The following is a 12,934-nucleotide window of genomic DNA, read 5'->3' on the forward strand; positions in this document are numbered from 1 at the left end:
TGACGCGCTATATCGTTTTGGAAAATACGTAATCAAGTGATTAAATTATTTTTTGATGCGACTAGCGAGCCAAGCGCGAACAGTGCGTTGCTGAATCATACACGTTCTTCCTCTCGGTTTAATGTTCCAAGGCGGTGCTCGGCATCTTTAACGATACGTACTTGAACCTCAGCTGTCAACCAATCTGTTTCGAATTCAGGTAACGTCGGCAAACCATAGCTTGGGTTACTCGTAGATGAAAATAAATCAGACATAATACGTTCTTCATATACTGGAATCATATAAAAATCCCCTCTCTGTGTCTTGATTCATCTCTTGCACCTCTAGTGTACGAAAGAATTGTAAAGACGGAAGAGGGGAGGTATTAAGAACCTGTGAACTTTGTAAACGTTCTCACAAACTTGTCAAATCCTCTGTAATGGCTTCACAACTATCGGCATATTGCTCCCCTCGTTTCACATATTTTTGGACTGTCCGTTCCATGATGAATCGATCATGGTCGCTGATATCGCGGACGATTTTTGCAGGAACCCCCATAACCATTGTCCCTGCAGGCACCTTCATTTTTGGCGGAACAAGACTTCCGGCAGCAACGAATGCACCTTCTCCAATTTCAGCTTCATCAAGGATCGTTGCCGACATCCCGATCAACGCTCCTTTTCGAATGATACCTCCATGAATCATTGCCATATGACCAATCGTGACTTCATCTTCAATGATAGTCGGAAACCCTTCATACTGATGAATCATCGAACCATCTTGAATGTTGACGCGTTCTCCGATTTGGATCGGACCTTCATCTCCCCGGATGACCGTATTGAACCAGACGGATGAGTCTTTTCCGATCGTGACCTCTCCGATGACCTTTGATCCATCCGCTAAATAAACGGATGGATCGATGTTTGGAATAAGTGAACCGACACGATATTTCATGCGTTTTCCCCCCTCAGGCATTAAATCCATACTCTTTCATCTTGACGTTACAAAAAATAAATTGCAACAGCTTCCAAACTAATTGTAAGATAGTGAAAATACGCTTACACCAGGAGGAGACAGGATGGAACAAACAGTACGTAAACGATTGATCGCGATTGCTGCAAAAAAAGAGAAAGCAGCTGTCGTCTATCAAAACATTTCAGTCATCGATGTCATGACACGTGAGACGTATACGGCAGATGTAGCGATTGATTCAGGCTTTATTGCTGCTGTCGGAGAGGGATATGAGGGAGTCGAGAATCGTCCGGGAACGAATCTATTTATCGCTCCAAGTTTTATTGACGCTCATGTTCATATTGAATCATCGATGGTACCACCAAGTGAGTATGAACAGGCGATTCTACCACTAGGCGTCACGACGATCATCGCGGATCCACATGAGATCGCGAACGTCAAAGGAGCAGAAGGTCTGTCCTTTATGCTAGACGATGCAGAAGGTCTCGCCCTTGACGTGCGCATGATGTTACCGAGCTGTGTCCCGGCGACTTCGTTTGAACATGCGGGGGCATCACTTGACGCAGCGGCACTTGCGCCATTTGTCATTCATCCGGGTGTCCATGGTTTAGGGGAAGTCATGGATTATCCGGCTGTCGAACGAGCCGATCGCGACATGTTACAAAAAATCAAACAGATTGAAGATGCAGGGAAACTCGTCGATGGACATGCTGCAGGACTCGGGCCACGCGAAATCAACATATATGGTGTCGCCGGAATTCGGACGGATCATGAATCCGTCAGTAAGGAAGATGCGATTGCGCGAGCACGTCGTGGTCTGTATGTCGAAGTACGGGAAGGATCAGCAGCTCGAAATTTGAAGGAAGTACTCGATGCCGTGACAGAGAGTAATGCCAGCAGATTTCTCTTCTGTACGGATGATAAACATTTAGACGATACATTACGTGAAGGTACGATTGATTATAATATTCGCTATGCGATTCGTCATGGGATTAAACGCGAAACAGCATATGCGATGGCATCGTTGCACGCGACGAACGCGTATCGTCTAGACGATCGGGGAGCCATCGTACCAGGACGTCGGGCGGACTTCGTCTTGTTATCGGATGCCGATAACGTCGTGATTGATGAGGTTTATATTCAAGGGAATTGTGTCGCACGAGCTGGGAAAACGATTCGACCCGTTCGCCGTGCTTATGTGCCGGAGTCATTACGTGGAACCTTGAATACAAAACCGATCACACCAGAAGTATTCGCCCTTCCACTCGAATCAGCACGTGCGCATGTCATCGGAGTCATTCCGAAAAGCATCGTCACCGAGCACTTGATTCTTGACGTTCCGCTTCAAGAAGGACATTTCGTTCCTGTGCCAGAGGAGGATCTCTTAAAAATTGCTGTCATTGAGCGTCATCACGGGACATCGTTCTCAGCAGTTGGGATCGTCAAAGGATTTAAGATGAAGCGTGGAGCGATTGCTGCGACCGTTGCCCATGATTCACATAATCTCGTCATCGTTGGGGCATCAGACGAAGAGATGCAACTCGCTGCAGAACGTCTTGTTCAAGCGGGTGGGGGTGTCATTGCTGTTAATGGGCAAGACGTGCTTGCAGAATTACCGCTCGAAATCGCTGGGCTGATGACAAATCGTCCTTTCCAAGAAGTCGGGGATACACTCGAAGCATTAAACGATGCACTTGATGTATTAGAAGCGGATCGGTCCTTTAATCCTTATTTGACGATGTCGTTCCTTTGCTTACCGGTCATTCCGGAATTGAAGTTGACCGACAGTGGGTTATTCGATGTGAAACACTTCCAGCATATTTCAGTACAAGCAAACTAAAGTCCATCGCGAGTCTGAGTCTCTTTCCGGGACTCAGACCGTTTTTTATTAGAAATAGATGATCTAAAATCAAAGAAAGACACTTTACAAAAGGTCTAAATATTCTTAATGAAACTTAATAGTTTGGATGTTGAATCATTTTAGAAAGCTTGTTATAGTAAGGTCTATATCATTTGTGAGAAACCTCACTTTCTTTGAAACTCTTTATTTAAAAGAGTCGTAGAAAAGAATAGGATCACTAAAGTGGAAAGGGGACTATATTTATGGATAAATCATATTTTGAAGGACATGAAGTCTTGATTGCGGACGTCTATCGTTCATTCACGCGTCAATTTTATGCACTTCCGACACATCGGCGAACGAAACGTCAATTGCGAAACCTTGCATTCTCCGTTATTCGTCAAGCCAGACCGACGTATGAAGAACGCACCGTTTTGTACGCCTATTTTGCTGAATTCTTCCGAGCAGTGGAAGAAGGACAAGATGAAGAAATCGCTTTTTATAAACAAATCGCACAGTAAAGACCCCCGATGGCTCCGTCAGAAGGGGTCTTTGTTGTTTTTAGGGATATCTTCAGGAAATCAAAAACAAGTAGCGGACGAGGTCCACTACTTGTTGATTAAAGAATTCGATGTGTGCGTCAGGTCCTCGTTTACTTGATTTCCATCCATTTAAAGCTCATATCGGCACCGAATGGGTGACGGTATAATTTATCAATGTTTGTCCGTTGCAAGTACGCTTCACCTTTTTGATAGATCGGCGCGATCGCGTAGTCATCGGTTAGCAAGATTTTTTCAGCTTCTTGCATATCAGACCAACGTTTCGCTTCATCTGCTTGTTGTTTTGCCCCTTTGATGAGATCATCGAATTTTTTGTTCGAGTATTCCATCCGGTTGAAGCTTCCGCCTGTCAACCACATATCGAGGAATGTCATTGGATCCTGGTAGTCAGGTCCCCATCCAGCTGCAGAGATATCATAATCGCCCTTCGATTCGAGGTCGAGGAAGTTCTTGAACGGTTGTTGTTTGATATTGATCGTCAAACCAGGAAGATGTTTCTCTAGATCACCTTTTAAGTATTCAGAGACTTTCTTGAATGCATCTTCATCCCGTGAGAGCATGCTGAGTTCGACTGTTTTGACACCAAGTTCCTTCAATCCAGCATCCCAAGCTTTTTTCGCTGCATCAGCATCATAGCTTTGAAGATCCGGATATTTCACTCGGAAATCCTCACCATCGGGTGTGAACGTGAAATCTTTCGCAACGATGAAGTTTGCTGGTTTTGATCCATCGTTTAGGATGACGTCCGTAATCCCTTGTTTCTCAAAACCAAGTGCGAGCGCTTTTCGAATGTTCTTGTTTTTCAATGCTTTATTCTTTTGGTTAAAGCGGAGGAAGTTGATCCGAGCATCTGGACGTGTCTTGTAATCCTCTGATTTTTCATATTGTGAGACGAATTCAGATGTAATCGGTGCGAAGTCGACTTCTTTTGCTTCAAAGAGGTTGACGCCAGTCGAGATTTCCTTAACGACTTTAACGTTGATCTGATCCATCTTGACGTTTGCTTTATCCCAGTAATCCGGGTTTTTCTTATATGTCCAACCCGCGTTCGCTTGCCACTTATCGAGGACAAAAGGTCCGTTGAAGACCATAGTGTCCACACTTGTCGCGAACTTATCGCCTTTATCTTCAACGAATGATTGCTTTAATGGTAAGTAAGTCGGAAAACTCGTCAAACCAAGGAAGTAAGGTGCTGGAGCTTCGAGTTGTACTTCAAGTGTCTGATCATCGATTTTCTTGACACCGAGTTCATCAAGTTCAGCTTTGCCTGCCATAATTTTATTGGCATTTTTCAAGTCCTGTAAAATGTATGCGTATTCTGCTGCTGTCTTTGGATCAAGTGCACGTTTCCAAGCATAGATGAAATCATCTGCTGTGACGGCTGATCCATCCGACCACTTCGCATCTTTACGCAATTTGAATGTATATGTCTTTTTATCTTTTGACACTTCGACATTTTCTGCGATTCCAGGTGTCGGCTTGTTATCACCATCGAGTCGATAAAGTCCTTCAAAGACGTTGTTCGTAACAATGATGGAAGTCGAGTCCGTCGTTTTCGTCGGATCAAGCTGAGGTACATCTGTCGTCGAAACGAGCGTGACTTCCTTTTTCTTGTTTTTTGAATCAGATCCGCTTGTGTTTTCATCATTTCCTTGCCCGCATGCAGCGACAGCAAGTAGTGCGATGCTAGATAGTCCAGCAAACGCAATTTTCGATGTTTTATTCATGGAACGATGACCCCCCGAGAGTTAGAGTTAAATATTTCAGAAAAATGTGAACATATTGTTAATTTAAGTGAAAGTGATTAAAAATGCAACATAAATTTTCAGATAATTCTCACTGATCAAGGTCTATATCCTTAATTCCGAGTGATTTTAAATAGTCATAAAGTAGGAATATGGTCAGTTTATGCGGAGAATACATTCGTAATGTCAACCGAACCGGATCTCCTCGCATGCGCATATTCGTAATATGAACACCTTTTCGTTCAAGAGCGAAGATGATTTCAGATGGGTCCAGATCAGCAGGAAGGAGCAAGTGTGCGACAAGGACGTTCGCTTCGAATCGACTGTTATTAATGCGGCGCATTCCTCGAGTCAATCCCTCTAATAAGAAGAACAAAAATAAAACAAGAAAAACCGATTCCCATATAAATCCTGCACCGACAGCAATTCCAATTCCACTTGAACTCCATATAATGGCGGCCGTCGTCAATCCACTGACGATATCGTGAGGACGACGCAAAATGACACCAGCACCAATGAAGCCGATACCGGCAATGATTTGTGCGACAAGGCGCATCGGATCCATTTGAACATTCGTCGCCATATCGTGATAGAGTGAAACGGATTTGATGGATACGATGGTTAAAAGACAGCTGATGAGGGTAATTACGAGGCTAGTGCGTATACCGACCGGTTTATTTTTAATTTCACGCTCGAATCCCATGAAAATTCCAAGGGCAGCAGCCAACAGGAGTTTAAAGAGATCCTCGAGCTGAAATACATGAATCCAGTTCATTCGTCTCAAATCCTTTCTTTACTTTAAAAGGTGATTTGTTATAATGACTTTTGTGTCTTTCGAATGAATATACGTAAGATGTAATAGATATACGGAAAAAGGAAGTGTCTCATCATGAATCAACAAAAAATCGGTTTCTTTGCTCTCGCAGCAATGGTTATCGGTTCGATGGTCGGTGGAGGTGCCTTTAACCTTCCCGGTGCAATGGCCCAAAGTGCAAGTGCAGGACCTATTCTCATCGGATGGAGTATTACAGGAATTGGAATGATCATGCTCGCGCTCGTCTTCCAGCACCTTGCAAACAGTAAACCCGAACTTGAAGGTGGTATTTATGCCTATGCACGTGAAGGGTTCGGACGTTTCGTCGGTTTCAACAGTGCTTGGGGATACTGGGTATCTGCATGGATTGGAACGGTTGCGAACATCACACTCGTCTTCAATGCGATTAGTTATTTCTTCCCGATTTTCGCGGCAGAGAATCGGATATTCCTTCTCTTGATGAGTATGGTAGTCATTTGGGGATTATTCTGGCTTGTCTCAAGCGGGATCAAGGAAGCGACCCTCGTCAATCTGATTACAACGATTGCAAAGCTCGTTCCAATCTTGATTTTCGTTCTATTGGTTGGGATCGCCTTTAATATCAAAACGTTCAATTTAGACATCTGGGGAGATGGGACAGAACTCGGTTCAATCTTCGATCAAGTAAAAGGAACGATGCTCGTCACGCTTTGGGCGTTCGTTGGAATTGAAGGGGCAGTCGTTTTATCGAGTCGTGCTAAAAATCGAAGTGATGTCGGAAAAGCGACCGTAACGGGACTCGTTGGTGTTTTGGTCATCTATATCTTGATTTCGGTCTTATCACTTGGCGTCCTTAGTCAAGAAAAACTGGCTGGATTAAAGGAACCGACGATGGCGTATGTATTAGAGGCAGCAATCGGACCAGTCGGCGCGACGATCATCATGATTGGTTTAATCATCTCTCTATCCGGAGCGCTTCTTGGATGGACGATTTTAGCATCAGAGATTTCATATTTGGTTGCGAAAGATGGTGCGTTCCCGAAAGCATTCGCTAAGACGAATCGAAAAGGGGCACCAGTCGGAGCGCTATTAATTACACAGATTGCCACACAAATTGTTGCTGGGATTGCGCTATTCTCTGCACAGACGTATCTCGTTCTATCAAGTATTGCCGGGATTTGTGCGCTCTTACCATATCTGTTATCAGCCTTGTACAGCATCCGGACTTCACGGGAAGAGCGGAATCGGAAAATGTTACTCTTCTCGGTCATCGCATCCGCGTACTCTATTTGGCTCGTCTATGCGTCGGGCGTTTGGTATATCGTCATTGCGGCATTAGTTTATGCGCCAGGCATTTTAGCATATGCGTTAGCAGAACGAGAACAGCAACGGACAGGCATGTCACGCTACGAGTGGATTGCTAGCATGATTCTTGTTGTCTTAGCCGGAGTGGCTGTTTACGGAATGGTCGTAGGAGAAATTCAATTGTAAGAAACGATATGCAAAAGAAGTCACGGTGGATAAAAATCACCGTGACTTCTTTTTTTATTAAGGGGTTAAGAATCTTTTTTCGACATCCTGTACGGACAGTGGTTCAGAGAAAATGAACCCTTGCATGTACTGGCAATCTGTCGTTTTCAAGTAAGTCAAGGCATGTTCTGTCTCGACACCCTCAGCGACGAGGTTCAACTCTAGATTGCGACCCAGTTGAATGATAGAATCCAGCAAAGCATGATCGTTCTTTGCTAGTCCATCAATGAACACTTTATCGATTTTTAATTCATCAATTGGAAACGCGCTGAGATACTGTAAAGAAGAGTAGCCGGTTCCAAAATCATCAATCGATAAGCGGAAACCGAGTGACTTAATGAGGTGCATGCGTTCGACGGTTCGTTGTGTCTGTAAGATAGCAATATTCTCTGTCATCTCGAGCGTGACGGAAGATGGCGAAACGAGTCGCTCCGTTACGACATGTTGCAACGTTCGAATAAAGGAGTCACTTTGGAATTGGTGCGGTGAAATGTTGATCGCCATCGTCAATTCAGGATCAATCGTTTGTTGCCACTTCGCGAGCTGTTCGCATGCTTCGATGATGACCCAGTTGTTGATTGTTGTGATTAGAGAAGCTTCTTCGGCGAGTGGAATGAACTCATCCGGCGGAATATTTCCGAGCGCCGTATGATTCCAGCGTAATAACGCTTCGAATCCTTTGACGGCTTGTGATTGAAGCTCGATGATCGGTTGATAAGCAAGGTAGAGCGACTGATCTTCGAGTGCCGTGAAGAGAGAACGTTCGAGTTGGATTTTACGTGTGAATTGTGTGTCCATCTCGTGTGTTAAGTACTGAATCGTTCCCGTACCAATTGATTTTCCCGCATAGAGAGCAGTTTCAGAGCGGCGGTATAAATCTTCAAGTGTTTTCGCTTCAGACGGATAGACAGTGATACCGAATGTGCAAGAAACGATGAGTGAATGACCGTTAATGTAATAAGGACGTTGTAACGCTTGTTGTAATTTTCGAGCATATTGAAAGAGTAGATTACTCGAGGGTGCAGGTAATAGGACACCGAATAAATCACTCGTCGGATGAAAAGCAAGGACACCCGTCGTATGTTCCAAAAGCCGTGTTGCCATTGCTTGAAGGAGTTGATCCCCGACATGTGTTCCAAACGAATCGTTTATGACTTTGAAACGATCGATATCGAACAAAATGAGTGCAATGGGTTCATGTGATGCAGCAGACTGGAACAATGCTTCCCCTTCGCGTAAAAATCCACGTTTATTTAATAAATGCGTCATCTCATGGTGATGCACTAAAAAATCAAGTTCTTCTTCAAGCACAGTTGTTTCCGTAATGTCGTTACCGATGAACAGATGCTGAAAACGAACGCCGTTTGCATCATAAATCGGAATCAATGTCGCTTGGAGATGTTTTCGTTCACCCGTATGTGAAGTGAGACTAAGACGACCAGACCACGCTTTGCGTTCACGGAGTTGTGTTCGGATTTCTGAGACAGTCGCACTAGTTTGATCGAGAATTACGGACCATGGCTGACCAATAAGCATTTCAGGACAGTAACCTGTTACATCCATAAGTTGGTCGTTTATATACGTAATTGCACCACGCGCGTCAAATACAGCGACACTGGCGATTTGATCGAACGCCTGACGTAAATCCATCAAACCTTGAAATAATGGTTTTGTTGTAATCGGTTGTTGAGCAGACGGAATACAGCAAACGAAAGCAGCAATGGCATTGCCTACTTCATCAAGTAGAGGAGACAGTAGCAACGTTGAGGTCATGGGAGTACCAGACTTATGGAATAAGGAGGCATTCGGCAATTGGACCGATTGACGACGTTCCAGAAAGGAATGCCAAATCTGATGGCTGAATGCCATATCTTCCTGGTCAAGTAAAGGAACGATTTGTCCGACGATTTCCTGTTGTGTCCAGCCCCAATGCTGTTCTGCTAACTCGTTCCAGGAACGAATGGTCAAATCGATATTTAAGATGAAAGACGGTAGTGGAAACTCTTGAATGACGACTTCATAGGAATCAATGGTCGAACGATCCATTACGTGCGCACGCTCCTTTATGATGAAAAGAGATGACGGTTCACTTGTCTTGTCTTTTCCCAATATATTCAATTCTTACGCATCCCAATCCTCTAGGTTATACATTTTTTAGATGAAGATTATACAAGAAAATCTGCTATAATGATTTTGAAAGCGTTTTCTAAAGAGCTATAAGGGGGAATCTCGATGAATCAAACAGAGAAAATCATTCAACAGACAGAACAGTTCGGAGCACATAACTACCATCCACTCCCGATCGTCATTTCAGAAGCAGAAGGTGTCTTCGTCACGGATCCGGAAGGACGTCGTTATATGGATATGTTGAGTGCTTACTCAGCCGTCAACCAAGGACATCGTCATCCGAAAATCATCGAAGCTCTAAAACGACAGGCGGATAAGATCACTTTGACGTCACGTGCCTTCCACAATGATCAACTGGGCTTTTTCTATGAAAAAGTAGCACAATTGACGGGTAAAGACATGGTATTACCGATGAATACAGGTGCGGAAGCTGTCGAGACGGCAGTGAAAGCAGCACGACGCTGGGCATATGAAGTGAAACAAATCCCAGGTGATGCTGAAATCATCGTTTGTGAAGGAAACTTTCACGGTCGAACGATGACAGCCGTCTCCATGTCGACGGAGGCAGAATATCAACGAGGATTTGGACCGCTTCTTCCTGGAATCAAGACGATTCCATACGGCGATCTGGAGGCACTAAAACAGGCAATCACTGAAAATACAGCGGCATTCATCTTGGAGCCGATTCAAGGCGAAGCAGGAATTTTAATTCCGTATGATGGCTTCCTAAAAGATGCACAAGAAGTTTGTCGTGCGCAGAATGTTTTGCTCGTATCGGACGAGATTCAATCTGGACTTGGTCGTTCCGGTAAATGGTTTGCTTCTGATTGGGATGAGGTAACACCAGACATGTACATTCTTGGGAAAGCACTGGGTGGTGGTGTATTCCCAATCTCGTGTGTTGCCGCGAATAAAGATGTCCTTTCTGTCTTCAATCCAGGTTCGCACGGCTCGACGTTCGGTGGCAATCCACTCGCTTGTGCCGTCTCGATTGCTTCACTTGAAGTATTAGAAGACGAAAAGTTACCGGAACGTTCACTCGAACTCGGTACGTACTTCATGGAGAAATTAAAACAAATTAACAACCCGATGATCAAAGAAGTACGTGGTCGTGGATTGTTCATTGGTGTTGAACTAACAGAAGCAGCTCGACCATATTGCGAAGCGTTGAAAGAGAAAGGCTTACTCTGTAAAGAAACACACGAGACAGTCATTCGCTTTGCACCACCGCTTGTCATCACAAAAGAAGAGTTGGATTGGGCGTTCGAACGGATTGAACAAGTGTTAGGCGTTTCCGTCGCCCAGTAAATGAATAAATTCAAATCGAATAACAGTGAACAAGATGTTCACTGTTATTTTTGTTTGGATGAGTGTCGGTATGGATACAGGAAATGTTTGAAATTCAGTCATACGGGAACATACAACTATCGCAAAAAAAATTTTTAAATGGGGGTAATGGTTATGTCAAATGACAGTGGTCTCAATAAAAAAGCAGATGGTCTTGTTGATAAAGTAGCGGGTAAAGCAAAAGAAGCACTCGGTAAAGCAACAGGAGATAAATCGACAGAGCGCGAAGGTAAAAAAGATCAATTAAAAGGTGACGCAAAGAAAACCGTAGGAAACGTTCAACAAAATTTTGAAGATACAACTCGTCGTTAAGACTGTAAGAATTAAATAGAAAAACCGGACTGGAGGATTACTCTAGTCCGGTTTTTAGTGTTTGCTATAATGAATTTTTATACTAATAAAAAAGATAGTGAATAATTTGTATAAAGGTCTAGTCATTTAGATATTTATATGGAATAATTAAAAACGTAAAAGCGTTTACATTGTTCTGTCATTATCGTTTATTTAGGAAAGGGTGAAAGGTATGTTGCAGTTTCTACAACGAATTGGTAAGGCCTTAATGTTACCAATCGCAGTATTACCAGCTGCCGGAATCGTACTTCGATTAGGTTCGGCGGATATGCTAGATATTCCGTTGATGGTAGCAGCAGGAGGGGCAATTTTTGATAACCTTCCTTTGATATTTGCCATTGGTGTCGCGATCGGTCTATCGATCGATGCGAGTGGGGCAGCGGGTCTTGCCGGAGCCATCGGGTATCTTGTCTTAAAAAATGGCGTCGACTCGATGAACAAGGATTATTCCAGTGCACAGATTCAAGCAAAATATGATGCGATTGCGGCGATCGTCAATGATTCCTCGACCAAGGTCGATGGCGCGACGCTTGGTTCGATTGCGAACCAGGCGACGCTCGGTTCAACCGTCAATATGGCAGTATTCGGTGGGATCATTGCGGGTATCGTTGCCGGTCTTCTATACAATCGCTTCTACAATATTAAGTTACCGGATTGGTTGGCATTCTTCGGAGGCCGTCGTTTTGTTCCAATCATTACCTCAGCTGTCATGCTCGTACTTGCTTTCATCTTTGGTTATGTTTGGCCGTTCATCGAGCAAGGTATCAACGGTGCCGGTGAATGGATGGTCGGTCTTGGCGCAGGAGGCGCTGCTTTGTTTGGATTCTTTAACCGTCTCCTGATTCCTGTCGGCTTGCACCATGTTTTAAATAATATTTTTTGGTTTGTTTTCGGTTCATACGAAAAAGCAGATGGTACGGTAGCGAACGGGGATATTGCGCGTTTCTTCGCTGGAGATCCAACAGCGGGGATTTATCAAGCTGGCTTCTTCCCGATCATGATGTTTGCCTTGCCAGCTGCAGCCTTTGCCATCGTCATGGCTGCGCGTAAGGAAAATCGAAAAGCCGTTGCTGGAGCGATGATTGGTCTTGGACTGACATCCTTCCTGACAGGAATTACGGAACCAATCGAGTTCTCGTTCATGTTCTTGTCACCTGTTTTATACGTCATCCATGCTGTACTAACGGGTCTATCGATGGCCATCGTTAACTTACTCGGTATTTTACATGGCTTCTCCTTCTCGGCTGGTTTCATTGATTACGCCTTGAACTTCGGGATTGCGAAAAAACCATTGTTGATCATCCCGGTTGGTCTCGCGTTCGCGGTCGTCTACTACTTCCTGTTCTACTTCATGATCACAAAATTCGATCTGAAGACACCAGGTCGTGAAGATGAATCGCTCGTTACAGACACGGGAGTCGTTTTGACGGACTCAGACGATAAATATGAACAACAAGCAGCTCAAATTTTTGCTGGATTGAAAGGAACAGAAAATGTCACGTCGATTGACAACTGTGCGACACGTTTACGTCTTCAAGTCAAGGATCCAAGCATCATTGATGAAGCGGCGATTAAAGCGGCTGGAGCAAAAGGTGTCATGAAGATGGGGGCGACTAGTGTTCAAATCATCATTGGCACAGATGTCGAATTCGTTGCAGATGCGATGAAACGACAGAAGTAAAGAAAACGA

The 12,934-nt window shown here is 44.2% G+C and carries 11 protein-coding genes; 6 read left to right on the forward strand and 5 right to left on the reverse strand.

Features of this window, described 5'->3' with window-relative positions; translation table 11 throughout:
* Positions 1-95: 95 nt before the first annotated feature.
* Positions 96-281: a hypothetical protein gene (locus tag BW42_RS13915; protein ID WP_035412391.1), complete on the reverse strand. Its 186-nt coding sequence runs from the start codon at positions 279-281 to the stop codon at positions 96-98.
* Positions 282-393: 112 nt separating this feature from the next.
* Complete coding sequence (locus tag BW42_RS13920; protein ID WP_035412392.1) at positions 394-933, reverse strand: gamma carbonic anhydrase family protein; 540 nt, start codon at positions 931-933, stop codon at positions 394-396.
* 124 nt (positions 934-1,057) lie between these two features.
* Here BW42_RS13920 and ade point away from each other — a divergent pair, with 124 nt between their 5' ends.
* Both ade and BW42_RS13930 read left to right on the forward strand, forming a co-directional pair.
* On the forward strand, positions 1,058-2,791 hold the full coding sequence (ade, locus tag BW42_RS13925) for an adenine deaminase (protein WP_035412395.1): 1,734 nt from the start codon (positions 1,058-1,060) through the stop codon (positions 2,789-2,791).
* A 263-nt stretch (positions 2,792-3,054) separates the two neighbouring features.
* Positions 3,055-3,312: a hypothetical protein gene (locus BW42_RS13930; protein ID WP_035412398.1), complete on the forward strand. Its 258-nt coding sequence runs from the start codon at positions 3,055-3,057 to the stop codon at positions 3,310-3,312.
* A gap of 131 nt (positions 3,313-3,443) precedes the next feature.
* Here BW42_RS13930 and BW42_RS13935 read toward each other — a convergent pair whose 3' ends face one another.
* Positions 3,444-5,078, reverse strand: coding sequence for a peptide ABC transporter substrate-binding protein (locus BW42_RS13935; RefSeq protein ID WP_035412402.1), 1,635 nt, complete (start codon positions 5,076-5,078; stop codon positions 3,444-3,446).
* Positions 5,079-5,187: 109 nt separating this feature from the next.
* Positions 5,188-5,871 carry an MgtC/SapB family protein gene (locus BW42_RS13940; RefSeq protein WP_035412404.1) on the reverse strand — a complete coding sequence of 228 codons (684 nt, stop codon included), beginning with the start codon at positions 5,869-5,871 and terminating at the stop codon, positions 5,188-5,190.
* A gap of 111 nt (positions 5,872-5,982) precedes the next feature.
* Between BW42_RS13940 and BW42_RS13945 the strand changes: the two genes are divergently transcribed.
* Positions 5,983-7,380, forward strand: a complete 1,398-nt coding sequence (locus BW42_RS13945; protein ID WP_197026248.1) for a basic amino acid/polyamine antiporter — start codon at positions 5,983-5,985, stop codon at positions 7,378-7,380.
* Between the two features lie 57 nt (positions 7,381-7,437).
* Here the strand turns inward: BW42_RS13945 and BW42_RS13950 are convergent, their stop codons facing one another.
* Entirely contained in the window at positions 7,438-9,465 is a 2,028-nt protein-coding gene (locus tag BW42_RS13950) for an EAL domain-containing protein (RefSeq protein ID WP_035412409.1), read from the reverse strand.
* A 186-nt stretch (positions 9,466-9,651) separates the two neighbouring features.
* Between BW42_RS13950 and BW42_RS13955 the strand changes: the two genes are divergently transcribed.
* The 3 genes from BW42_RS13955 (at position 9,652) to nagE (ending at position 12,925) form a co-directional block, all read left to right on the forward strand.
* Complete coding sequence (locus BW42_RS13955) at positions 9,652-10,854, forward strand: ornithine--oxo-acid transaminase (protein WP_023467138.1); 1,203 nt, start codon at positions 9,652-9,654, stop codon at positions 10,852-10,854.
* A gap of 153 nt (positions 10,855-11,007) precedes the next feature.
* A complete protein-coding gene (locus BW42_RS13960) occupies positions 11,008-11,205 on the forward strand; it encodes a CsbD family protein (protein WP_035412412.1) in 198 nt (65 codons plus the stop codon).
* A gap of 211 nt (positions 11,206-11,416) precedes the next feature.
* Positions 11,417-12,925, forward strand: a complete 1,509-nt coding sequence (gene nagE / locus BW42_RS13965; RefSeq protein WP_035412415.1) for an N-acetylglucosamine-specific PTS transporter subunit IIBC — start codon at positions 11,417-11,419, stop codon at positions 12,923-12,925.
* Positions 12,926-12,934: the final 9 nt, after the last annotated feature.

Origin of the sequence: Exiguobacterium sp. RIT341, from assembly GCF_000632205.1 — a bacterium.
Lineage (GTDB): Bacteria > Bacillota > Bacilli > Exiguobacteriales > Exiguobacteriaceae > Exiguobacterium_A.